20 protein-coding genes are annotated in these 22,154 nt (G+C 65.9%); 3 read left to right on the top strand and 17 right to left on the bottom strand.

Annotated features, from left to right (window positions below; translation table 11 throughout):
* Positions 1–3 precede the first annotated feature (3 nt).
* A complete protein-coding gene (locus BMI91_RS19030; RefSeq protein WP_425274944.1) occupies positions 4–1,059 on the bottom strand; it encodes an ornithine cyclodeaminase in 1,056 nt (351 codons plus the stop codon).
* Positions 1,059–1,985 carry an arginase gene (gene rocF / locus BMI91_RS19025; RefSeq protein WP_078606260.1) on the bottom strand — a complete coding sequence of 309 codons (927 nt, stop codon included), beginning with the start codon at positions 1,983–1,985 and terminating at the stop codon, positions 1,059–1,061. Before rocF ends, BMI91_RS19030 begins: the two co-directional genes overlap by 1 nt.
* Positions 1,986–2,106: 121 nt before the next feature.
* Here rocF and BMI91_RS19020 point away from each other — a divergent pair, with 121 nt between their 5' ends.
* Positions 2,107–2,532: an Lrp/AsnC family transcriptional regulator gene (locus BMI91_RS19020; RefSeq protein ID WP_078520136.1), complete on the top strand. Its 426-nt coding sequence runs from the start codon at positions 2,107–2,109 to the stop codon at positions 2,530–2,532.
* 51 nt (positions 2,533–2,583) lie between these two features.
* On the opposite strand, the gene BMI91_RS19015 is transcribed toward BMI91_RS19020, so the two are convergent.
* The 7 genes from BMI91_RS19015 to gltX form a co-directional block, all read right to left on the bottom strand.
* Complete coding sequence (locus BMI91_RS19015; RefSeq protein ID WP_078606259.1) at positions 2,584–3,777, bottom strand: LysM peptidoglycan-binding domain-containing protein; 1,194 nt, start codon at positions 3,775–3,777, stop codon at positions 2,584–2,586.
* Positions 3,778–3,831: 54 nt separating this feature from the next.
* The gene (locus BMI91_RS19010; RefSeq protein ID WP_078520134.1) at positions 3,832–4,488 is read right to left on the bottom strand and encodes a protein-L-isoaspartate(D-aspartate) O-methyltransferase; all 657 of its coding nucleotides are present in this window, start codon (positions 4,486–4,488) and stop codon (positions 3,832–3,834) included.
* Positions 4,485–5,270, bottom strand: coding sequence for a 5'/3'-nucleotidase SurE (surE, locus tag BMI91_RS19005; RefSeq protein WP_078601720.1), 786 nt, complete (start codon positions 5,268–5,270; stop codon positions 4,485–4,487). The genes BMI91_RS19010 and surE overlap by 4 nt, the downstream gene beginning before the upstream one ends.
* A 137-nt stretch (positions 5,271–5,407) precedes the next feature.
* Entirely contained in the window at positions 5,408–6,082 is a 675-nt protein-coding gene (locus BMI91_RS19000) for an SDR family NAD(P)-dependent oxidoreductase (RefSeq protein WP_078606258.1), read from the bottom strand.
* A 141-nt stretch (positions 6,083–6,223) separates the two neighbouring features.
* Positions 6,224–6,640 carry a DUF1284 domain-containing protein gene (locus BMI91_RS18995; protein WP_078606257.1) on the bottom strand — a complete coding sequence of 139 codons (417 nt, stop codon included), beginning with the start codon at positions 6,638–6,640 and terminating at the stop codon, positions 6,224–6,226.
* 135 nt (positions 6,641–6,775) lie between these two features.
* On the bottom strand, positions 6,776–8,071 hold the full coding sequence (gene gltA, locus BMI91_RS18990) for a citrate synthase (protein WP_078520131.1): 1,296 nt from the start codon (positions 8,069–8,071) through the stop codon (positions 6,776–6,778).
* A 79-nt stretch (positions 8,072–8,150) separates the two neighbouring features.
* Positions 8,151–9,545: a glutamate--tRNA ligase gene (gltX, locus tag BMI91_RS18985; RefSeq protein ID WP_078606256.1), complete on the bottom strand. Its 1,395-nt coding sequence runs from the start codon at positions 9,543–9,545 to the stop codon at positions 8,151–8,153.
* A 113-nt stretch (positions 9,546–9,658) separates the two neighbouring features.
* Here gltX and BMI91_RS18980 point away from each other — a divergent pair, with 113 nt between their 5' ends.
* Positions 9,659–11,782: a ComEC/Rec2 family competence protein gene (locus BMI91_RS18980; RefSeq protein WP_078606255.1), complete on the top strand. Its 2,124-nt coding sequence runs from the start codon at positions 9,659–9,661 to the stop codon at positions 11,780–11,782.
* A 109-nt stretch (positions 11,783–11,891) separates the two neighbouring features.
* Here the strand turns inward: BMI91_RS18980 and lexA are convergent, their stop codons facing one another.
* The 6 genes from lexA to BMI91_RS18950 form a co-directional block, all read right to left on the bottom strand.
* Positions 11,892–12,608: a transcriptional repressor LexA gene (gene lexA, locus BMI91_RS18975; protein ID WP_078547774.1), complete on the bottom strand. Its 717-nt coding sequence runs from the start codon at positions 12,606–12,608 to the stop codon at positions 11,892–11,894.
* A 91-nt stretch (positions 12,609–12,699) separates the two neighbouring features.
* Positions 12,700–13,884: a molybdopterin molybdotransferase MoeA gene (locus tag BMI91_RS18970; RefSeq protein ID WP_078606314.1), complete on the bottom strand. Its 1,185-nt coding sequence runs from the start codon at positions 13,882–13,884 to the stop codon at positions 12,700–12,702.
* Between the two features lie 2 nt (positions 13,885–13,886).
* On the bottom strand, positions 13,887–14,372 hold the full coding sequence (gene moaC / locus BMI91_RS18965; protein WP_078520127.1) for a cyclic pyranopterin monophosphate synthase MoaC: 486 nt from the start codon (positions 14,370–14,372) through the stop codon (positions 13,887–13,889).
* On the bottom strand, positions 14,369–15,166 hold the full coding sequence (gene trpC, locus BMI91_RS18960) for an indole-3-glycerol phosphate synthase TrpC (protein WP_078606254.1): 798 nt from the start codon (positions 15,164–15,166) through the stop codon (positions 14,369–14,371). Before trpC ends, moaC begins: the two co-directional genes overlap by 4 nt.
* Positions 15,163–16,185, bottom strand: coding sequence for an anthranilate phosphoribosyltransferase (gene trpD / locus BMI91_RS18955; protein ID WP_078606253.1), 1,023 nt, complete (start codon positions 16,183–16,185; stop codon positions 15,163–15,165). The genes trpC and trpD overlap by 4 nt, the downstream gene beginning before the upstream one ends.
* 8 nt (positions 16,186–16,193) lie before the next feature.
* The gene (locus BMI91_RS18950; protein ID WP_078520124.1) at positions 16,194–16,787 is read right to left on the bottom strand and encodes an anthranilate synthase component II; all 594 of its coding nucleotides are present in this window, start codon (positions 16,785–16,787) and stop codon (positions 16,194–16,196) included.
* 181 nt (positions 16,788–16,968) lie between these two features.
* Here BMI91_RS18950 and BMI91_RS18945 point away from each other — a divergent pair, with 181 nt between their 5' ends.
* Entirely contained in the window at positions 16,969–18,750 is a 1,782-nt protein-coding gene (locus BMI91_RS18945; RefSeq protein WP_078606252.1) for a divergent polysaccharide deacetylase family protein, read from the top strand.
* Between the two features lie 36 nt (positions 18,751–18,786).
* Here the strand turns inward: BMI91_RS18945 and trpE are convergent, their stop codons facing one another.
* Positions 18,787–20,298, bottom strand: a complete 1,512-nt coding sequence (gene trpE / locus BMI91_RS18940) for an anthranilate synthase component I (RefSeq protein ID WP_078542842.1) — start codon at positions 20,296–20,298, stop codon at positions 18,787–18,789.
* Between the two features lie 11 nt (positions 20,299–20,309).
* Positions 20,310–22,151 (bottom strand): SurA N-terminal domain-containing protein, encoded by a 1,842-nt coding sequence (locus BMI91_RS18935; protein ID WP_078606251.1) that lies wholly within the window; start codon positions 22,149–22,151, stop codon positions 20,310–20,312.
* Positions 22,152–22,154 lie beyond the last annotated feature (3 nt).

Below are 22,154 nucleotides of genomic sequence, written 5' to 3'. Positions count from 1 at the left end.
GGCTCAGCCCGCCCGCGTCAGCATCCCGAACAAATCGCGCGGATCGTCGGGGTCTGCCATAAGATCGAGCATCTGCGCGTAGTCGCCACCCTTCACGCGGTCATGGATGTAGCGCAGCGCGCTGAAATCCTCGATCGCGAAGCCCACGCTATCGAACAGCGTGATCTGTTTTGCGTCGCGACGGCCTTCCGCCTCGCCGCGCATGACTTTCCACAGCTCGGTTACCGGATGGTCTTCGTCGAGCGCCTGAATCTCACCCTCGATGCGGGTCTGCGGCGGGTATTCGACGAAGATCTCCGAGCGGGTGAGGATGTCGCGATGCAGTTCGGTCTTGCCGGGGCAGTCGCCGCCGATCGCGTTGATATGGATGCCGGAGCCGACCATGTTGTCGGTCAGGATCGTGGCATATTGCTTGTCGGCGGTGCAGGTGGTGATGACCTGCGCGCCCTCCACCGCTTCCTCGGCCGAGCGGCATTTGGTGACGCTGAACCCTTGCGCGGTCAGGTTCTTCGCGGCCTTCTCGGTCGCCGTCGGGTCGATGTCGTAAAGGCGCAGCGTGTCGATCCCGCAGATCGCGCGGAAGGCCAGCGCCTGAAACTCGCATTGCGCACCATTGCCGATCATGCCCATGACGCTCGCGCCTTTCGGGGCGAGGTATTTGCCCACCAGCGCCGAGGTGGCGGCGGTGCGCAGTGCGGTCAGCATCGTCATCTCGGTCATCAGCAGCGGGTAGCCCGTCGCGACCGAAGACAGCACGCCGAAAGCCGTCACGGTCTGGTGCCCGGTGCGGCCGTTCTTGGGGTGGCCGTTGACGTATTTGAAGCCGTAATTCTCGGCGTCCGCGGTCGGCATCAGCTCGATCACGCCCTCCGCCGAATGGCTTGCCACGCGCGGGGTCTTGTCGAAATCCGGCCAGCGGCGGAAATCCTCTTCAATATAGGCGGCGAGGTCGCGCATCACCTGTTCGGGGCCGATCTCGTTCACCAGCTTCATCATATTGGCGACGGAGACGAAGGGCACGAAGGCCAGTTTGGAGGGGGCGAGAGGGAACATATCCATCAAAAGCTCCGTGTCATGCGGTCGAGAACGCGGCGGCCAAAGAGGCTGGCTGCGAGGTCGCAGAGCAGTTTCGCCGTGCGGCCGCGTTCGTCGAGGAAAGGGTTGAGCTCGACAATGTCGAGCGAGGTCACGAGGTCGCTGTCGCCGACCTCTTCCATGATCAGATGCGCCTCGCGGAACGTGGCGCCGCCCGGCACGGTGGTGCCCACGGCGGGCGCGATGCCGGGGTCAAGGAAATCGACGTCGAAGCTGACATGTAGAAGGCCGTTGGCTTCGCGCACGCGGTCGAGGAAGGCGCGCAGGGGCGCCAGCACGCCGGTCTCGTCGATGGCGCGCATGTCATGGACTTCCAAGCCGATCTGCTTGATGCGCGCGCGTTCCGCCGGATCGACCGAGCGGATGCCCATCATGCAGAAATTCTTCGGATCGATACTGGCTTCTAGCGGCGGGAAGGCCTCGAAGTCGGGTTGGCCGGTGACATAGGCCACGGGGGTGCCATGCAGGTTGCCGCTGGTCGTGGTTTCCAGCGTGTGCAGGTCCGGGTGGGCGTCGAGCCACAGGACGAACAAGGGGCGATCTTGCGTCTTCGCGTGCCGTGCGAGGCCGCTCAGCGTGCCTGCGGCCAGCGCATGATCGCCGCCGATGAAGATCGGGCGGTCATGGGTCTGCGCGGCATCGAACGCCGCCTGCGAGAGCGCCTCGATCCAGGCACGGGTTTCGGCCAGATCGTGGATCGCGGGATTCTTGTGCGGCACCGGCTCTTGCGGGGCGATCGACAGGTCGCCCAGATCATCCACCTCCCAGCCCAGCTCGGTCAGGATGTCGCCCAGCCCCGCGATGCGCAGACTGGCCGGACCCATGATGCAGCCGGGTTGCGAAGCGCCAGTTTGAATAGGCGCGCCCAGAATCGAAACTGTGCGTGTCATCGAAATCTCCCTTGTTGGTCTTAGTCTGACGAAATGGCGCAGAGGTTTCGCTTGTCAATTTGCGCAAAACGGAACTAAATTTGATCAATTTGATAAGTCAGTTGATCAAAACGGAGGGGTAATGCAGCTCGACGATACGGACCGCGCGATCATGGCCGCGCTGCGCGCGGATGCGCGGCTCTCGATGACCGATCTGGCGCTGCAGGTGGGCGTGTCGCGCACGACCGCGCGGGCCCGGCTGGAGGCGCTGGTCGCCTCGGGGCAGATCCGGCGCTTCACCATCGAGACAGAGACGGATGTTGAGGGGCAGGTGCGCGCGATCACGCTGGTCGAGTTGCAGGGCAAGATGTCGCGCGCGGTGATCCGGGCGCTGCACCGCATCCCGGAGGTGACGACGGTCTTCGCGACCAATGGCAACTGGGATCTGGTGGCGGAAATCCGGGCCGAGACCCTGGGCGAATTCGACCGGGCCTTGCGCGATATTCGGGAAATTCCGGGGGTGCTCAACAGCGAGAGCTGTCTGCTGCTTGCGCCTGTCGCGGGATGAGCGGGCAGGGCGTGCGGGCGGGCCGGAACATCTCTGGCCCGCCGCGCAAGATCAGTTGAGGTAGGGCATCGGATCGACGGAATCGATCCCCTTGCGGACCTCGAAATGCAGATAGCCCTGATCGCCGGACGCGACCTTGGCGATGGTCTGGCCGCGCTTGACGCTCGCGCCTTTCTTCACCGTGATCCCGGTCACGTTGTAATAGACCGTCACCAGATTGTCGGGATGCTTGATCGCGAGGAAGGCGACATCGTCGGTGTCCTGGCTGATCAGCAGCACGGTGCCGCTCTCGGCGGCTTTCACCGAGGTTCCGGCCGTGGCCGAGATGTCGACCCCGTCGTTCGAGCCCTTCTTGTAGGGTCGGATGATCGAACCCGGCACCGGCATCGCCATCTTCGACGTGTCCGACGCCTTGGTGCGATCGGTGCTCATGTCCGGGGTCTTCGTTTTGACCGGCTCGGACGCTTTCGGCGGTGTCTTCTGGGGCAGGGGCTCTGCCGCGGAGGGCGGCACCGGGGTCGGCGAACCGGTGCCCGGCGCAGTCGTGGCCGTTGCCGTTTCGACCTTCGCGGGCTGGCGGCTCGACGCGACCGGGATGATCAGCACCTGACCTTCGCGCACCCGCAGATCGTTCGGCAACCCGTTCCACTCGGCCAGCGCCTTCACCGGCACCGAGTAGTAGCGCGCGATGGAATAGGCGGTCTCGCCGCGTGCGACCTTGTGGCGGATCGGCTCGGCGCTGTTGGTGGAGACCGGGGCCGAGGCCGGGGTCGGTTTGGCGGGCTGGTTCGCCTGCGATCTATCGATCGCGTTCGAGGCGAGCGAGGTGATGTCGATCGTTTCCGACGTCAGGGCACTGGAGTTGCCCGGCGTCGTGGAGCCGCCCGTGGTCGCGACCTTGTTGGGCAGGGCCAGCACTTCGCCCGCGTTCAGCACCGCATCGGGCGAGACCGCGTTGTAGCGAGCCAGCGCGCCGGGATCGGTGCCGATCCGCTGCGCGACGGAATTGACCGTATCGCCGCGGCGCGCCACGACGACCTGATAATTCGGGTAGGTGATGATGCCCTGATCATTCGGGCGCGGGCGATCCTGCACCGCCTGCCGGGCGGCGGCGCTCGTGTCGAGCCCGCCATTGCCATAGCCGCGCATGTCCAGATCGAACCCGTTCGGGTTACAGGCGGCCAACGCCGTCAGCGCGACGCCACCTGCCAGGATCAGCCGCAGCCGGGAAATCTTCGTTGCCATCCGCTCGTCCTCACTGTCTCTCAGACCTCTTCGGGGTCCGTTCTTACCTGCCACTTAGTCGTTTGCCACGCCCTCTACGAGGGGGACAAAGCGCACCGGACGTAATTCTTCGTAATCGAAACCCGTCTCGAGCCGGCGCACCCGGATCAGGCTTTGCACCGTGTCCGACTGGCCCACGGGCAGAACCATGATACCCCCGATCTTCAGCTGGGCCAAGAGCGGCCCGGGAGGGTCTTCCGCAGCGGCAGTCACGATGATTCGATCAAAGGGCGCCTGATCGGGCAGCCCGTGCGAGCCATCCCCGGAAATCGCGACGATATTGGTGAGCCGCAGCGCGTTGAAGACGCCTTCGGCTTCGCGCACCAGCCTGCGGTGTCGGTCCACCGTATAGACGCGGCGGGCGAGCTGGCTCAGGATCGCGGCCTGGTAACCCGAGCCGGTGCCGATCTCGAGTACGGTGTCGCGCGAACCCACATCCGCGGCTTGCGTCATCAGCCCCACGACCGAGGGTTGCGAAATGGTCTGCCCGCAGGCGATGGGCAGCGGCATGTCCTCATAGGCGCGATCGGCGAAGATGCCGCGCACGAACTGGCCGCGGTCGATCCCCTCCATCGCGTGCAGGGTGCGCGCGTCGGTCACGCCCTTGGAGCGCAGTGCGAAGAGGAACCGCATCTTGCGCTCGGCCAGATCCTCTTCCGCATCCTCGCTCATCCCAGACGGGCCTCCAGATCGGCGATCACGTCATGCGCCGTCAGATCGGCGCGCATCGGCGTGACCGATATATAGCCGTCGAGATTGACGGCGGCATCGGTGCCCGGCTGCGTCGGGGTGTGCTGCGGGCCGCCCTTGATCCAGAGGAAACGTCGCCCCGAGGGCGCGTGATGCGCCTCGGTCGAGAAGAAGCAATCCTTGCGGAAGCCTTGAGCGGCGACCTTGTGGCCTTTGACGTCTTTGGCCAGCACCGGCGGGAAATTGACGTTGTAGAAGACCCGGTAATCGCCGTCGTCCCAGATGCCATCATCGATCAGCTTGCGCACCAGCGCCGCGCCATGGACCCGGGCTGCCTCGAACATGTCGGGGGCGTTGAAGACCTCGGGGCCGATGAATTGCGACAGGGCGATCGCGGGCACGCCTTGCAGTGCCGCCTCCATCGCGCCGCCCAACGTGCCGGAATAGAGCGCGTTATCTGCGGAGTTGTTGCCCCGGTTCACACCCGAGAGCACCAGATCGGGCCGCTGACCTTCCAGCACGTCATACAGCCCAGCCATCACGCAATCGGCGGGGCTGCCTTCGGCTGCGAAACGGCGCTCTGCCAGTTTCGAGATCATCATCGGCCGGGTGTAGGAGATGCAATGCCCGACGCCCGATTGCTCGAAGGCCGGCGCGACCGTCCAGACCTCGCCATCGGGGCCTGCAAGTTCTTCGGCGATCTCGCCCAGAACGGCCAGTCCCGGTGCGTCGATCCCGTCGTCATTGGTGATGAGAATACGCATGTTGCCCCCAGTTCGCCGTCGCGTCACCCGATGCTTACCGTGCGGCGGATGAAGGGTAAAGCGGGGGCGGGCGACAGCGCGGATGTGTCGCCAAAGCGCCGCAGCCGAAGGGCATTTCGGCGGCGCTTTGGTCGTTCTCAGAGCGTGTCGAGGATGCGCCGTGCCTCGGCGTGGCGATCGGCCAGCGCCTCGCGGTCTTCGCCGGGGAAGAACCGTCCGCGCAGCGCGGTCGCCATCGGTGCAGGCTCCGCAATCATCACGCGCGGCCCGATCTTCACGGTCTCGGCCTGCCACGAGCGCATCATCGCCATCTGCGCGGCTTTCGTAGCCCCATAGATGCCGAAGAATTTCTGCCCTGCACGCGGATCGTCGAAGGCCAGCGCGGTGCCTTCGCGCGCGAGCAGCAGCGGCTCCATCAGCCCGATCAGCTGCGCGGTCGCGGTCACGTTCACCTTGACCGAATTGGCCAGTTCCTTCGCGTCGATATGACCCGTCGGCGAGAGCGGTGCGGCATGGATCGCAGTATGGACCCACAGATCGAGCCCACCCCAGCGCGCACCGATCGACTGCGCGAGATGCGCCATCTGATCGGGTTCGGTCACGTCGAGCGGACCGAGCGAGGCGGTGCCGCCCTTCGCCTGAATGCGGTCGTCGAGCTCTTCCAGCGCGCCGGTGGTCCGCGCGACGGCCATGACGTGCCAGCCGTCTGCGGCCAAAGCTTCGGCGATCGCCCCGCCAAGGCCACGCGAAGCGCCTGTGACAAGCGCCAGTTTCTTGCCCTGAGAAGGGTCTTGGGTCTGATCCGTACTCATGGCGCATTTCTTGCCACCACGCCCGCCGTCGCGCAAGCGTGCAGATGCACGTCCCGAGCCTTTCCCGCTGTTTTGCAAATTTGCGCGCAGGCCGGGTTGGTCAGCTTTGCAGCGCCGCCACCCTCCTGACGGGGGGCGGCGCTACGCCTCGTCCTGAAGTCGGGCGAGGGCGGCGGCGCACATGCCCGCGCCCAGCCATTGGCATTCGGCGCAGATCGTCTGATGCACATCGGCGGGCAGGGCGGCCATCCGCTCCAGCGCCTCGCCCCATGTCAGCACATCGCCCGGCGCAATATCCAGCGCCTCGGCATGGGCCGCGTCCAGCCGGTCGATCTTCGCCTGCGCGGTGCATCCCGATCCGCGCCGCGACGGGCAGGGGCCGCAGATGTCATCCGCCGCGCCCACCACCTCGATCTCCACCGCCGCGCCGTCCGCGCGCCGCAAGCGTCCTTCGACGATCTCGGTCATATTCGCGGTGAAGCGATCCGAATATCCCTTCCCCTCGAAGCCGAGCGAGCAGAGGAAATGATGCGGGCGATATGTCAGACGGTCAGCCATGTCTTCGCTCTTGGGTAAATATCCCGGGGGATGAATGGCGCAGCCAGAAGGGGGCAGTGCCCTCTTGTCCCGGGTATCAGAATAGAAAACGGGCCGGAAGGTCTCCCCTCCGGCCCGCAATGACTTGGCATACGCTCAGCGCTTGGCGATATCGACGTAATCGCGATAGGTCGCGCCGGTGTAAAGCTGACGCGGGCGACCGATCTTGCCGGTCGGATCCTCGATCATCTCTTTCCACTGCGAGATCCAGCCGACGGTGCGCGAGAGCGCGAAGATCGGGGTGAACATCGAGGTCGGGAAGCCCATCGCCTCGAGGATGATGCCCGAGTAGAAGTCGACATTCGGATAGAGCTTCTTCGAGACGAAATAGTCGTCCTCCAGAGCGATCTTCTCGAGTTCCTTGGCGACCTGAAGGGTCTCGTTGTCGTGGATGCCGAGCAGGTCGAGAACCTCGTCCGCCGATTCCTTCATGACCTTCGCGCGCGGGTCGAAGTTCTTGTAGACGCGGTGGCCGAAGCCCATCAGGCGGAAGGGATCATCCTTGTCCTTGGCGCGCTTGATGTATTCCGGGATCTGATCGACGGTGCCGATTTCGCGCAGCATCTCGAGGCAGGCCTGGTTTGCACCGCCGTGGGCCGGGCCCCAGAGGCAGGCGATGCCGGCTGCGATACAGGCGAACGGGTTCGCGCCCGAGGAGCCTGCCAGACGCACGGTCGAGGTCGAGGCGTTCTGCTCGTGATCGGCATGGAGCGTGAAGATACGGTCCATCGCCTTCGCGAGCGCCGGCTCGATCTTGTAGTCTTCGGCCGGGACCGAGAAGCACATATGCAGGAAGTTCTCGGCGTAGCTCAGCTCGTTCTTCGGATAGACGAAGGGCTGGCCGATCGAATACTTGTAGGCCATCGCGGCGATCGTCGGCAGCTTCGCGATCAGACGGATCGAAGCGACCTCGCGCTGCCACGGGTCCGAGATGTCGAGGCTGTCGTGATAGAAGGCCGAGAGCGCGCCCACGACGCCGACCATGGTCGCCATCGGGTGGCTGTCACGGCGGAAGCCCTGGAAGAACTGCTTCATCTGCTCGTGGATCATCGTGTGACGGGTCACGCGATATTCGAAATCTTCCATCTGCTGCTTGCTCGGCAGTTCCCCGTAGAGAAGCAGGTAGCACACTTCGAGATAGTGCGATTCCGAGGCGAGCTGGTCGATCGGGTAGCCGCGATACAGCAGCTCGCCCTTGCCACCATCGATGAAGGTGATCTTGGACTCGCAGGCTGCGGTCGAGGTGAAGCCCGGATCGTAGGTGAAGACGTCGGCTTGACCGTAGAGCTTGCGGATATCGAGCACGTCGGGACCAGCCGAGGGCGAGAGCACGGGAAGCTCATAGGTTTGTCCGTCAAGCGAGAGCGTGGCGGTCTTCGAGTTGTCTGCCATGTAAATTCCCTTTCATCCTCCGGCTGGGCCGCGCCGGTCTATCGCGTCCGGACAGGCGTCCGGAGAGGGCGGCCAGGCCTCAGGCCGCCTGATCGTCGAGTCGTGCCAGAGTTTCCTCTTGGCCCAAAACGAGCATCATATCGAATACGCTGGGGGTAGCCGCTCGCCCCGCCAAGGCCGCCCGCATCGGAGCAGCGACCTTCCCAAGGCCCAGTCCATGCGCTTCGGCAACCTGTCCGACGGCGGCTTCCAGGTCTTCCCGCGACCAATTAGCGCGTTGCAGCGCAAAGGTCAATTCACTCAGTATACCACGGGATACATCATCGAGCGCCTTGGCCGCTTTCTCTTCGATCTCGATCGGGCGCTGCGTCAGAGAGAAATGCGCCTTTTCAAGAAGTTGCGGCAACATCTTCGCCGAGCCCTTCACGATGGGAAGCGTGCGCATAAGCGCAGATTTCTGTGCGTCACCCAGCGGGGGTTTTTCTGCAGCTGCGAGATAACCTTCGATTTCGCGCAGCAATTCGGCCTCATCGGTGATCGCGAGATGCTGGCCGCAGATATTTTCGAGCTTCTTGAAATCGAGCCGCGCCGGCGCCTTGTTGATGCCGGTGATGTCGAACCATTCCTTCGCCTGATCGTCGGTGAAGAATTCGTCGTCGCCATGGCTCCAGCCGAGCCGCGCGAGGTAGTTGCGCATCCCCGTCGCGGGGTAGCCCATCGCCTGATACTGCTCGAGGCCGACCGCGCCGTGACGCTTCGACAGCTTCTTGCCGTCGGGGCCGTGGATCAGCGGGATATGCGCGAAGGTGGGCACGTCCCAGCCCATCGCGCGATAGACCAGCATCTGCCGCGCGGCATTGACGAGATGGTCGTCCCCGCGGATCACATGGGTCACGCCCATATCATGGTCATCGACGACAACGGCCAGCATGTAGGTGGGTGTGCCATCAGAACGTAAACAAATCATGTCATCGAGCTGATCGTTGCGGATCGTCACCTCGCCCTGCACGGCGTCGGTGATCACCGTCGTGCCCTCGCGGGGCGCTTTCAGACGGATCACGTAGGGCGCATCCGGATGCGTCGCGGGATCGGCATCGCGCCACGGCGAGGGGAACATCTGCCCCTTGTTCGCCGGGTCCTCGCGGAAGGCTGCGATCTCTTCCTGCGTGGAGAAACACTTATAGGCGTGGCCCTTCTCGAGCATCTGATGGGCGACCTCGGCATGGCGGGCCGCGCCCGCAGCCTGGCTTACCACGTCGCCGTCATAATCGAGCCCCAGCCATTCGAGCCCCTGAAGGATCGCCGCCGTCGCCTCGGGGGTGGAGCGTTCGCGATCGGTATCCTCGATACGGAGCAAGAATTTGCCGCCGCGCCCACGGGCATAGAGCCAGTTGAACAGGGCCGTGCGCGCGCCGCCGATATGCAGATAGCCGGTGGGCGAGGGGGCGAAACGGGTGACAATCTGGTCGGACATGTCGGGACCTTTCTTCGCGGGTTCTTACCGACCCGCGTTAACCTATCGGAAACCATCAAGCGCATAGGCTTTCTCGGCTCGATGCATAAGCAGGGACGGGGCCGAGGACAAGCATGGCGATCAATGCCGAACCCGGGGACTGGGCGCAGGCGGAGGGTGCGACGGGCGCGGGCCGCGCTCCGCGTGTGATCGCGGCGCTCTTCGGGGGGCTCTCCGATCCGCTGGGCGCGCTGGCGCGGGCGCGTGCGCAGCTTTTCCTGTGGATGCCGGTGGCGCTCGGCGTCGGGGTCGGGGCGTATTTCACCCTCGGCGTCGAGCCGAGATGGCCTATCTACCTGAGCACGCTCGTAATCTGCGCGCTCTCGCTGACGCTTTGTCTGCGCGGCGCGGCGTGGCTCCGGCTGCCCGCGGCGCTGATCGCCCTCGCGGCTCTGGGGCTGTTGCTCGCGGGGCTGCGCGCCCATCTCGTCGCCGCCCCGGTGCTGCAGTATCGCTATTACGGCCCCGTCAGTGGGCGGATCGTGAAGATCGACCGCGCGCGATCCGACCTGATCCGGCTGACGCTGGACCGGGTGCGGATCGACCGGATTCCCCCCGCCAAGACCCCGGCGCGGGTGCGCGCGACGCTGCACGGCGATCAAAGTCAGTTCAGCCCCGAGCCGGGCGCGCAGGTCATGCTCACGGCGAATCTCTCGCCCCCGCCGCCGCCCGCCGCGCCCCGGGGTTGCGATTTTCGCCGCACCGCCTGGTTCGACCGGCTCGGCGCGATCGGTTATACCCGCGCGCCGGTGATGCGGGTCGCGCCGCCCGATCCCGGCGATTGGGCGATGGCGGCGCATCGGGCGCGGATGCGGCTTTCTGCGGCGATCCAATCGCGGATCGCGGGACAGCCCGGCGCGGTCGCGGCGGCGCTTATGACCGGCGACCGCTCGGGATTGAGCGAGGCCACGCGCGAGGTGATGCGCCGCTCCAGCCTCGCCCATCTGATCGCGATTTCCGGGCTGCATATGGGGATGCTGGCGGGCTTCGTCTTCGGTCTGGTGCGGTACGGGTTGGCGCTGGCGGGGCGCCCGGCCCTGATCTGGCCCACGAAGAAACTGGCCGCCATTGCGGCGCTGATAGCGGCCAGCGCCTATCTCTGGCTCGCGGGGCCTGCGGTCTCGACCCAGCGCGCGTGGATCATGGTGTCGATCATGCTCCTCGCCGTGCTCTTCGACCGGCGCGCGCTGAGCCTGCGTACCGTCGCGCTCGCCGCCACGCTCCTCATGATCTGGCAGCCCGAGAGCCTGACCGAACCCGGCTTCCAGATGTCCTTCGCCGCGACCACCGCGCTGATCGTGGCGCTGGGTCCGTGGACCCGCGCGGCGCGCCATCTGCCGCGCCTGCTACGCCCGGTGCTGATGCTGGTCGCGACCTCTCTGATCGCAGGCGCGGCCACCGCACCGATCGTGGCGGCGCAGTTTCACAGGCTCTCGGAATACGGGGTGCTGGCCAATCTCTTCGCGGTGCCCGCAATGGGGCTCGTGATCATGCCGATGGGCGTGCTCGCGGCGCTGCTCGCGCCCCTCGGCCTCGCCGGGCCCGCGCTTTGGGCGATGGGGCAGGGCACGGCGTGGATCTTGCGCGTGGCGGAGTGGGTGAGCGACCTCGACGGCTCGGTTCTTGCGGTCGTTCAGCCGGGGCCGTGGGTGATCCCTTTGATTGCGCTTGGCGCGTTGGGGGCGATCCTGACGCGCGGGGCCGGGCGCAGCGCGAGCGGTGTGCTGATCGCCGTGGCTTGCGCCCTTTGGCTGCGCGCCGGGGCGGAGCCTCCGGCGCTGCTGATCGCGCCCGAGGCGCAGCAGGTCGGTCTGATGACCTCGCAAGGCCGGGCGCTGTCGAAGCCGGGCGCGGGGTTCATCTCCGAGCGCTGGTTGGCAGCGGATGGCGATCCGGCTTCGCTGGATGAAGCCGCCGCACGCCCCGCCTTTTCTGGGGCGCGCGGCGCACGGATTGCGCAGTTTGGACGCGCGCCGCTCGCCCATCTCACGGGAAAATCGGCAACAGAGGCCCTGCCTGCAATTTGCGCGAAGGGCGGCATCGTCGTGATTTCCAGTAAGATCGAAGCGCCCACGGGCCTCTGCGATCTATGGGACGCCGCGCGCCTGCGGGAGGCTGGCGCTGTCGGCTTCAGCGCCACGGGCGAGGTCACGACGACTGCGCAAATCAAGGGTCGTCGCCCTTGGACGCGCCCCTGATCTTCGCTCTTTCCAAATATCTCCGCCGGAGGCTCCAGCCCACGCCACCCGCGCGACATACGAAAAAGAGCGCCCCGCAGGACGCTCTTTCCCAGGAATTCACCAAATCTCAGTAGCTCCGGATCAGCCCGACGAGCCGCCCCTGCACCTTCACCTGATCGTCGCGCAGCAGCCGCGTCTCATAGGCCGGGTTCGCGGCTTCCAGCGCGATCATCCCGCTGCGCCGGTAGAAGCGTTTCAGCGTCGCCTCATGGCCCTCGACCAGCGCGACCACGATATCACCATTGTCGGCGGTGCCCTGTTCGCGGATCACCACGACATCGCCGTCGTTGATGCCCGCCTCGATCATCGAGTCGCCTTTGACTTCAAGCGCGTAATGCTCCCCACGACCGCTCAGCATGGAGCCGGGAACGGCAACATGATGCGAGACTTCCGAGATCGCCTCGATCGGGACACCGGCGGCGATCCGGCCCATCACCGGCAGTTCCAGCGCGTGGATCACGTCGACCGGCATCGCGCCGCGCGGCGGGTCGGTCTTGTCGCCCTCGATCACCTGCGGCGCGAAGCTGCCAGCGCTATCGCCTGCGGGCGCGCCGAATTTCTTCTCCAGCGCCTCGGGCAGTTTCACGATCTCGATCGCGCGGGCCCTATGGGCGAGGCGGCGGATGAAGCCACGTTCTTCCAGAGCGGTAATCAAACGGTGGATGCCGGATTTCGAGCGCAGGTCCAGCGCGTCCTTCATCTCGTCGAAAGAGGGTGGAACACCGTCCTTCATCATCCGTTTTTGAATGAATTCCAGCAATTCCAGCTGCTTGCGCGTCAGCATCCGCGACCCTCCGTTCCCCGGTCAAGGCACATGTTCAAGGATTGTTCTACCCTTGTTCACGGAGGCTGTCAACGCCCGAGGCGGGTGCGGCTCAGTCCAGCGGGAGGATTTCGACCGTCTCGCCCGCCTTGCGCGGCCCGTCGCCCAAGGGCCGGATCAGCAGGCAATCGGCCTGCGACAGGATACTCAGCATCGCGGAATCCTGATTGTCGAAGGGCGTGACGCGGGGCAGGGGATCGCCGGGTGCGAGGGTTGCGCGCATGTAATGGGTGCGCGGGCCGGTCGGGCCGGTATCGGTCGCGAGGATCGCCTGTTGCACGCGGCTTTCAGGCGGCAGGCCCGAAAGCTTGCGCAGCATCGGGCGCAGGAACAGCTCGGCGCAGACGGTGGCCGAGACGGGGTTGCCCGGCAGGCCCAGCATGGCAGCATCGCCCATCCGGCCCGCCATCAAGGGCTTGCCGGGACGCATCGCGATCTTCCAGAAGCTGCGGTCGAGCCCCAGTTCCGCAGCCACTTCGCCCACCAGATCATGCGCGCCGACCGAGGCGCCGCCCGAGGTCACCACCAGATCGGCGCCTTTCGCGAGGTCGAACACGGTGCGCAAGCTGTCGCGGTCGTCGCGCGCGATCGGCAGCATGCGGACCTCGGCGCCCATGCGTTCGGCCAGTGCCGCGACGATGAAGCTGTTGGAGCAGATGATCTGGTCCGGTCCCGGCTCTTCGCCCGGCATCACCAGCTCGTCGCCGGTGGCGATGATCGCGACGATGGGGCGGCTGCGCACCGTGACCGCGGCCACGTTCATCGCGGCCAGCAGGCCCAGATCGCGCGCGGTCAGCGGGCGGTCGGGGCAGAAGCTTCCGCCTTGCGCGAAGTCCTGGCCCTTGGGGCGGATATTGTTATGGGTTTCAAGCTCTTGTGGCAGGGTGATCGTGTCGCCTTCACGCGTCACGTTCTCCTGCAGAACGACTACCCCATTCGGGCCCGGCACCGGTGCGCCGGTGAAGATGCGCACGGCTTGGCCCGGAGTCGGCGTGCCGTCATAGGCGCGACCGGCGGCGGCCTCGCCCTCGACAGTGAGCGTCGCGCCGGGCAGGTGGTCGGCCACGTCGATCCAGTAGCCATCCATCGCCGAGCCCGAGAAGGGCGGCTGGGTGAGCTGCGCCGTGGCGGGCTCCGCCATCACACGGCCAAGGGCGTGACGCAGGCCCACGCGCTCGGTGCCCAGCGGTTCGACCAGTGCCAGAACCTTTTCCAGCGCCTCTTCGACGGGCAACAGGCTCATGATGCGCTCCCTTCGGCCTCGTATTTGCCGGATTTCCCGCCGTCTTTCAGCACGACGCGGATACCTTCGATCTGCATGGATTTCTCGACCGCCTTGAGCATGTCATAGACCGTCAGCGCCGCCGCCGAGACCGCCGTCAGCGCCTCCATCTCGACGCCGGTCTGCCCGGAGGTCTTCACGGTGGCGCGGATGCGCACTCCGGGCAGGGCCTCGTCGGGCTCCAGGTCCAGCGTGACCTTGGTGATCGGCAGAGGGTGGCAGAGCGGGATCAGATCGGAGGTCTTCTTCGCGGCCATAATGCCCGCGATCCGTGCGATGCCCAGAACGTCCCCCTTCTTCGCGGTGCCCTTCAGGACATAGTCCAGCGTCTCGGGTAGCATCACCACGCGGCCCTCGGCCACGGCGATGCGGTCGGTCACCTCCTTATCGGAGACGTCGACCATATGGGCCTGACCGTCCTTGTCGAAATGCGACAGGCTCATGCGACCTCCAGAAGCGTCCGGGTGGCGCCTGCGACATCGTCCTGCCGCATCAGGCTTTCGCCGATCAGGAAGCGGCGCGCGCCGACCTCGGCCATCGCGGCCATGTCGTCGCGGGTGAAGATGCCGCTCTCGCAGACCAGATCGCGGCCTTCGGCGAGGATGCTCGGCGCAAGTTCGCGGGTCACGTCGAGCGTGACTTCGAAGGTCTTCAGGTTGCGGTTGTTCACGCCCAGAAGCGGCGATTTCAGGTGTTTGAGGGCGCGTTCGGTCTCTTCCATGTCATGCACTTCGACCAGCACATCCATGCCCCAACCGAAGGCTGCGTCTTCCAGCTCGGCGGCGAGGGTATCCTCGACCGAAGCCATGATGATCAGGATGCAATCGGCGCCCCAGGCACGGGCTTCCGCGACCTGATAGGTGTCATAGAGGAAATCCTTGCGCAAAGCGGGCAGCGAGCAGGCCGCGCGCGCCGCACTCAGGAACTCGGGCGCGCCCTGGAACGAGGGCGTGTCGGTCAGCACCGACAGACAGGCCGCGCCGCCCTCTTCATAGGCTTTCGCGAGCGAAGGCGGGTCGAAATCGGGGCGGATCAGCCCTTTCGAGGGCGAGGCCTTCTTGATCTCGGCGATCAGCCCGTAGCCCGTTTCCGCCTTCGCGGTCAGGGCGTTGGCAAAACCGCGCGTGGGCGCCTGCGCCTTGGCCTGAGCTTCAACCTCGCTCAGCGGGCGCGCGGCCTTGGCCGCTTTGATCTCTTCCAGCTTATAGGCTTTGATCTTGTCGAGGATCGTGCTCATCCGGCGACCTCCTGCGTGATGCGGGCGAGCGTTTCCAGCGCGGTCTTCGCTTTTCCGCTGTCGATGCTTTCGGCGGCCATTTCCGCCCCGGATTTCAGGTCTGCGACCTTGTCGGCCACGACAAGCGCGGCGGCGGCGTTGAAGATCACCGCGTCGCGATAGGCCGAAGCCTCGCCATCCATCAGCGCACGCAGGGCGGTGGCGTTCTCGGCCGCCGTGCCGCCGACCAGATCCTTGAACTTGTGCACGGGCAGGCCCGCATCCTCAGGATGGATCTGGATCGACTCGATGCGGCCATTTTCCAGCGCGGCGACTTCGGTCGTGCCGCAAATGGTGATCTCGTCGGTGCCGTCCGAGCCATGCACCAGCCACGCCTTCTCGGAGCCGAGCACCTGCAGCGTCTCGGCCATCGGGAAGATCAGGTCGGGCGCGAAAGCCCCGGTCAGCTGACGCTTCACGCCTGCGGGGTTGGTCAGGGGGCCGAGGATGTTGAAGATCGTCTTGCAGCCCAGTTCCTGACGCACCGGCATGACGTGGCGCATCGCGGGGTGGTGGATCTGCGCCATCATGAAGCCGATCCCGGCCTCGGCCAGACCACGCTCGGTCGCCTCGGGACCGGCCATCACGTCGATGCCCAGTTCGGATTGCACATCCGCCGTGCCCGATTTCGACGAAGCCGCGCGGTTGCCGTGTTTCGCCACCGGCACGCCCGCGCCTGCCACGACGAAGGCCGCAGCCGTCGAGATGTTGAGCGTGTGCATCCCGTCGCCACCGGTGCCCACGATATCCATCGCGCCCTCGGGGGCTTTCACCGGCACACATTTCGCACGCATCGCGGCGGCAGCGGCGGCATATTCCGACACGGATTCCCCGCGCGCCCGCAGCGCCATCAGCAAACCGCCGACCTGTGCGGGCGAGGCTTCGCCTTCGAACAGCAACTGGAATGCCATTTCGGCCTGCGCGCGGCTCAGCGGACCTTCGGACGCCGCAAAGATCAGCGGCTTCATCGCTTCGCTCATCGGTTGGCTCATGCGGGCACCTTCAGGCTGACGCCTGCCTCTGTCAGGAAATTCTTCAGCATCGCGTGGCCATGCTCGGAGGCGATGGATTCCGGGTGGAATTGCACGCCCTCGATCGGCAGCTCGCGATGACGCAGGCCCATGATCGTGCCGTCGTCCAGCTCGGCGGTGATCTCGAGGCAGTCGGGCAAGCTCTCGCGCTCCACGATCAGCGAGTGGTAGCGCGTCGCTTTCAGCGGAGAGGGAAGGCCCTTGAAGCAGCCTTTGCCCTCGTGGCGGATCTCGCCCATCTTGCCATGCACGATCTCGGAGGCGCGCACGACTTTCCCGCCAAAGGCCTGACCGATGGTCTGATGCCCCAGACAGACGCCGAACAGAGGCAGCTTCGCCTCGGCCGCGGCCATCACCAGCGGCAGGCAGATGCCCGCCTGATCGGGATCGCAAGGCCCGGGCGACAGCACGATCGCTTCGGCGCCCATGCCCATCGCCTCCTGCACGTTCAGCGCGTCGTTGCGCCAGACCTTCACATCGGCGCCCAGCTCGCCAAAATAGTGCACCAAATTATAGGTGAAGCTGTCATAATTATCGATGAGCAGCAGCATGGCCGGGCCCTTTCGTTTGTTGGCCCCCGGCGTCCCCCATGCACTCAAGCGCCGATGCGCTTATCAAGGGGGGTGAACCGGGGAACGGGTCGGGCTATAGATGCTATCAGCGAAGGGTCGGGGTCAAGGGCAGTCCCCGGGAAAAGCCGCGCATCAAGAGCGGTGAAGATGGAGGCAGGCAATGATGCGATCTGTGATGAAGGGCGGACTGGCCGGTCTGCTGGTCGCGGTACTTGGTGCGGGCGTGATGTCGTTGATCTTCCCGGCGCCGAAAGAGCCCGGCGCAGAGATCAAGCTCGCCGGAAGCCCGACGCCCGAAGAACCCGCGAATGTGGACCTGCCAGCGGGCTCCGATTTCTCGCGCCCTGCGACCGATCGCACGCCCTCGATGCCGACGCCGGACGGGGCGCCGATTTCAGCGCCGACCAAGACGCCGCGCGTGTCCGAGCCGCAGCCGAGCCTCGCGCCGCCCAGTGCCGACGAAATCCAAAGCGCCGCACGCCCGGAGATGGCGACCGAGATGGCCGAGCCGCTTCCCGAGGCGGACGGGGAGGCCGTGGCGCTCGCAGAGCCGGTCGCGCCGGAGGCAGGGGCCCAACCCGACAGCGCCCCGCCTGCCTCTTTGCAAGGCGCGCCCGCGCCCGATGCCACGCCCGAGGTTGCCGCTGCGCCCGCGCCCGAAGCGCAGCCGCAGCAGACCGCTGAAACTGCGCCCGCAGCCGAAATGCCCGCGCTGCCCGACGTGACCCTGCAGCCGCCGAAAGCGCCCGAGAAAGCGACGCCGCCTGCCGATGAGGGAAACACGATTGTGGCGGCGAGCGAGATGCCCGCACTGCCTGAGGCCGAGATCACGCCCCCCGAAGCGCAGCCTCAAGCGGCCCCGTCGCTCGGTGAGATGCCCGCGCCCGATCAGTTGCCGCCCGAGGGGGAGGGGATCGACACTGCGCAGGCCGACAAGCCCGAGATATCAAGCGATCCGGCCACAAGCCCGGACCTGCCCGCCGGGCGGGCCCTTCCGCAAGCCGGGGATGCGGCCCCGATCAAGCCGCGCATCTTCTCGTTGCAAGACGCCCCTTCGCTGCCGGGCAAGCCGATGGGCGGGTTCAAATCCGCGCCCGGTGTGGTGGTGGATCGCCTGCCGCAAGTGACGCCTTCGACCGCGCCTGCGCCAGAGGAGGGCCCCGACGCGCAGCCCGCGCAGGAAATGCCCGAGGTCGCGGCGGTCGATGCAGCCGATCTGAACCCGATCCAGAAATTCGCAGCCCCTGCACCGATCAGCGACAAGCCGCAAATCTCGCTCGTGCTGATCGATCCGGGCGTGGCGGCGGGCGGGCTCGACCCGGCGACGATCACCGCGAGCGATCTGCCGATGACCATCGCGATCGATCCGACCCGCGAAGGCGCGGCTGACGATGCGAAAGCCTTCCGCGCGGCGGGGTTCGAGGTCGCGATCCTCGCAGCTGGATTGCCCGCGAACGCCGCGCCCGAAGATGTCGAGGTGGCGCTGGAGGCCTGGCGTCACGTGATCCCCGAGGCGGTCGCCGTCGTGGAGCCGCCGCAGCCGCAATTCCAGAACAACCGCCCGCTTGCGCGCCAGATGATCTCCGCGCTCAGCCGCGGCGGGCTTGGGGTGGTCACCCAGAAGAAGGGCTTCGACAGCGCCAACCAGATCGCGACCTCGGCCGATCTGCCGCGCGCGCAGGTCTGGCGCGTGATCGATGACGGGCGCGAGAAGGCCGCAGTGATCTCGCGGATGCTGGCGCGCGCCGATTTCGAGGCGGAGCGCAACGGCTCGGTCGTGGTGATGCTCTCGGCCTGGCCGGAATCGGTTCAGGGGATCGAGGACTGGTATGTCGATGCGCAGAACAAGGTGACGCTGACCCCGGTTTCTGCGCTGGCGCTCGATAGCGTGGCGGCTGGCACTCCAGACACCGAGCCGAAAATGGAAAACGCGGGCCAGTAAGCCCGCGTTCTCAAAGCTTGGGAAAAGGCGACTGCCTCAGCCGTTGCCGCGAGTGGCTACGAACAGCCCCGCATCCTCGGCCGCCTTGCGCAGCGCCTTGGACTTGTTGACCGTCTCCATCCACTCGGCCTCGGGGTCGCTGTCATAGACCACGCCGCCGCCTGCCTGAATGTAAAGCGTCTTGTCCTTCACCACCGCCGTGCGCAGCGCGATGCACATATCCATCTCGCCATTGGCTGCGAAATAACCCACGGCGCCGCCATAGATGCCGCGTTTCTCCGGCTCCAGCTCGTCGATGATCTCCATCGCGCGGACCTTGGGCGCGCCGGACACGGTGCCTGCGGGCAGACCGGCCAGCAGCGCCGAGAGCGCGTCCTGATCGTCGGCCAGCTCGCCCACGACGTTCGAGACGATATGCATGACGTGGCTGTAGCGCTCGATGATAAATTTCTCGGTCGGGTGGACCGAACCGATCTTCGCGACGCGCCCCACATCGTTGCGGCCCAGATCCAAGAGCATCAGATGCTCGGCCAGCTCTTTCTTGTCGGCCAGCAGGTCTTCTTCCAGCGCCTTGTCCTCGGCAGGGGTCGCGCCACGCGGACGGGTGCCCGCGATCGGGCGGATCGTCACCTCGCCCTCGCGCACGCGCACGAGGATCTCGGGCGAAGCGCCCACGATCTGGAAGCCCCCGAAGTTCAGGAAGAACATGAAGGGGGAGGGGTTGGTGCGCCGCAGCGACCGATAGAGCGCGAAGGGCGGCAGCGGGAAATGCGCCGACCAGCGCTGTGCCGGAACCACCTGGAAGATGTCGCCCGCGCGGATGTAGTCCTTCGCCTTCTCCACGGCGGACATGTAGCCCTCTTTGGTGAAGTTCGAATGCATCTCGCCGACCTGCAGGCTCTCGCCCAGATCGCGGCTCTCTACCGGCGTGCGGTCGAGATCGCGCAGCGCATCCGAGACACGCTCGGCGGCCTGCGCATAGGCCGCGCGCGCGGACTTGCCCTCGGCTTGGAAGGCAGGCGCACAGATGATCACGTCGCCCTTCACCCCGTCGAGCACGGCCACGACCGACGGGCGCAGCAGCATCGCGTCGGGCACGCCGAGCGGATCGGGGTTCACGTTCGGCAGCTTTTCGACCAGACGGATGGTGTCATAGCCGAGATAGCCGAAGAGACCTGCCGCCGCGGCGGGCAGATCGTCGGGCATCTCGATGCGGCTCTCCGCGATCAGCGCCCGGAGGCTGTCGAACGGGTGGCCCGGAAGGTCTTCCCACGCCTCGTCGAAGCGCGCCGAGCGGTTGATCCGCGCCTGCTCGCCCCGGCATTCCCAGATCACGTCAGGCTTCATGCCGACGATCGAGTAGCGCCCGCGCACCTCGCCGCCGGTCACCGATTCCAGCATGAAGGAATTCGGCTGCGCCTCGGCGAGCTTGAGCATCAGTGAGACAGGCGTGTCCAGATCGGCCGCGAGCCGCGCGTAGACCAGCTGGTTTTCACCCTTGGCCCAGCGTTCCTCGAACGCCTCGAAAGAGGGGGAGAGAGCGACCACGGCGGGCCTCCTTACTGCATCTGCGACTGCACGGCGGTCACGGTCTGGTTGTCGAGATCGAGCCCGGCCTCCGACTCCACGGCGGTCGCGTAGAAATTGAGCAGGTCATTGGCCAGCGAGTTCGACAGTTGGGTGCCGATCTGACCCGAGATCAGCTTGGTGTCGGCATCTTCCATATCCGCCGGAATGACCTTGTCGGTGACGAAGACATAAACCTTGCCGTTGGCGGTGATCTGCGCGGGCTTGCCCGGCTCGGTCTTGAAGACCTTGGAGATCACCGGCGGCGGCAGTTCGTCGGAATAGCCGCCCCGGCCGATGCTCGCGACCTTGGTGGTCAGCACGCCGGTCTCGCCCAGCGACTTGCCGCCCTCGACCGTCGAGACGATCTCCTTGGCGCGGTCCTCTTCGGCCTGCACCACCTGATCGGCGCGCCAGGCCGCTGCGACCTCGTCCTTCACATCGGCGAAGGGCTTGGGCTGGGGCGGCACGATCTTGTTGAGGCGCAACGCGAAGACGCCGCCATCCGAGAGCGTCTGCAGATCGGGATAGGCGTCGGTCGTGGCCTCGTCGGCCGCTTTGCGGAACTCGTCATAGCCCGCGATGCCGTCGGTGCTGTCGGCGGTGTAGGCGATCTGGCCGAGCTCCATATCGGTTTCCTTGGCCATCTCTTCGAGCGTCGCGCCGCCTGCCAGACGGTCCTGCAGGTCTTCGCTCATCTTGCCGATCTCGTTGCGCGCCTTCTCGGCTTCGGCATCGCCCGCGAGTTCGTCGCGCGCCTCGGCAAAGGAGGTTTCCTGCGCATCGATGATGCCGTTCACCTTGAACAGGGCCGGGCCCAGATCGGTCTCGACGGGGCCGACCACGCTGTTGTTCTCAGCCGAGAAGACCGGATCGGCAGCCTTGCCCAGATCGTCACGGGTTACATCGCCCAGATCGGCGTCGTCGAGCGACAGGCCGCGATCCTTGGCGAGATCGGCGAAGGTTGCGCCGCCATCCAGCTTGGCTTTCGCGGCCTTGGCTGCGTCCATGTCGGAATAGACGAGACGCTCCACAAGGCGTTTCTCGGGCTGCTTGAACTCGTCGGCGCGGCGCTCGTATTCGGCCTTCAGTGTAGCGTCGTCGATCTTGACCTTGTCGGCCAGCATGTCCGGAGTGAGCCACGCATAGGTGATGTCGCGCGTCTGGGGCGCGGTGAACTGATCGATATGGTCGTTGTAATAGGTCTGAAGCTGATCGTCGGTCGGGTCCGGGATCGCCTTGGTCAGATCGCTTTCGCTCACCTCGGCCCAGGTGAATCCACGCTTCTCGCTGACATATTTGGTATAGGCGTCGACCACCGGCTTGGGCGCATCCACGCCCCCTGCAACGGCGCCCTGAATGATCGAGCGGGACAGGTCGTCGCGCAGCTGAGCCTCGAATTGCGGCTCGGTATAGCCCTGCTGGCGCAGCGCGAATTTATAGGTTTCGCGGTCGAACTTGCCCGAGGCGTTCTGGAACGCCTGAACGTCGTAGAGCTGCTTTTGCAACTGCTGGTCGCCCACCGACACGCCAAGACGCCGCGCGCCTTCGCCGATCGCGGCCTGACCGATCAGCTTGCCCAGCACCTGCTGGTCGACGCCGGAGGAGCGCATCTGCGCCATCGTGACCGGCTGGCCAAGCTGCTGGCTGCGTTGCTGAATCTCCTGACGCAGGGCGCGGGCGTAATCGTCGACGGTGATCTTGGTGTCGCCGACCGCGCCGACCGCTTTGGCCGAGCCGGAGAAATTGCGTAGCCCGAAACCGCCGAGACCAAGGATCAGCATGGCCAGCAAGATCCAGACGACGACACTCTTGCCGTGGCTGCGCATCTTCATCGG

The sequence above is a fragment of the Thioclava sediminum genome (assembly GCF_002020355.1).
GTDB classification, from domain to species: domain Bacteria; phylum Pseudomonadota; class Alphaproteobacteria; order Rhodobacterales; family Rhodobacteraceae; genus Thioclava; species Thioclava sediminum.
This window is presented reverse-complemented; position numbering and strand designations above follow the sequence as displayed.

Coding starts and splice junctions, on each gene's coding strand:
- BMI91_RS19030 (WP_425274944.1), bottom strand. CDS start 1,059: ATGGATATGTTCCCTCTCGCCCCCTCCAAACTGGCCTTCGTGCCCTTC.
- rocF (WP_078606260.1), bottom strand. CDS start 1,985: ATGACACGCACAGTTTCGATTCTGGGCGCGCCTATTCAAACTGGCGCT.
- BMI91_RS19020 (WP_078520136.1), top strand. CDS start 2,107: ATGCAGCTCGACGATACGGACCGCGCGATCATGGCCGCGCTGCGCGCG.
- BMI91_RS19015 (WP_078606259.1), bottom strand. CDS start 3,777: ATGGCAACGAAGATTTCCCGGCTGCGGCTGATCCTGGCAGGTGGCGTC.
- BMI91_RS19010 (WP_078520134.1), bottom strand. CDS start 4,488: ATGAGCGAGGATGCGGAAGAGGATCTGGCCGAGCGCAAGATGCGGTTC.
- surE (WP_078601720.1), bottom strand. CDS start 5,270: ATGCGTATTCTCATCACCAATGACGACGGGATCGACGCACCGGGACTG.
- BMI91_RS19000 (WP_078606258.1), bottom strand. CDS start 6,082: ATGAGTACGGATCAGACCCAAGACCCTTCTCAGGGCAAGAAACTGGCG.
- BMI91_RS18995 (WP_078606257.1), bottom strand. CDS start 6,640: ATGGCTGACCGTCTGACATATCGCCCGCATCATTTCCTCTGCTCGCTC.
- gltA (WP_078520131.1), bottom strand. CDS start 8,071: ATGGCAGACAACTCGAAGACCGCCACGCTCTCGCTTGACGGACAAACC.
- gltX (WP_078606256.1), bottom strand. CDS start 9,545: ATGTCCGACCAGATTGTCACCCGTTTCGCCCCCTCGCCCACCGGCTAT.
- BMI91_RS18980 (WP_078606255.1), top strand. CDS start 9,659: ATGGCGATCAATGCCGAACCCGGGGACTGGGCGCAGGCGGAGGGTGCG.
- lexA (WP_078547774.1), bottom strand. CDS start 12,608: ATGCTGACGCGCAAGCAGCTGGAATTGCTGGAATTCATTCAAAAACGG.
- moaC (WP_078520127.1), bottom strand. CDS start 14,372: ATGAGCCTGTCGCATTTCGACAAGGACGGTCAGGCCCATATGGTCGAC.
- trpC (WP_078606254.1), bottom strand. CDS start 15,166: ATGAGCACGATCCTCGACAAGATCAAAGCCTATAAGCTGGAAGAGATC.
- trpD (WP_078606253.1), bottom strand. CDS start 16,185: ATGAGCGAAGCGATGAAGCCGCTGATCTTTGCGGCGTCCGAAGGTCCG.
- BMI91_RS18950 (WP_078520124.1), bottom strand. CDS start 16,787: ATGCTGCTGCTCATCGATAATTATGACAGCTTCACCTATAATTTGGTG.
- BMI91_RS18945 (WP_078606252.1), top strand. CDS start 16,969: ATGATGCGATCTGTGATGAAGGGCGGACTGGCCGGTCTGCTGGTCGCG.
- BMI91_RS18935 (WP_078606251.1), bottom strand. CDS start 22,151: ATGAAGATGCGCAGCCACGGCAAGAGTGTCGTCGTCTGGATCTTGCTG.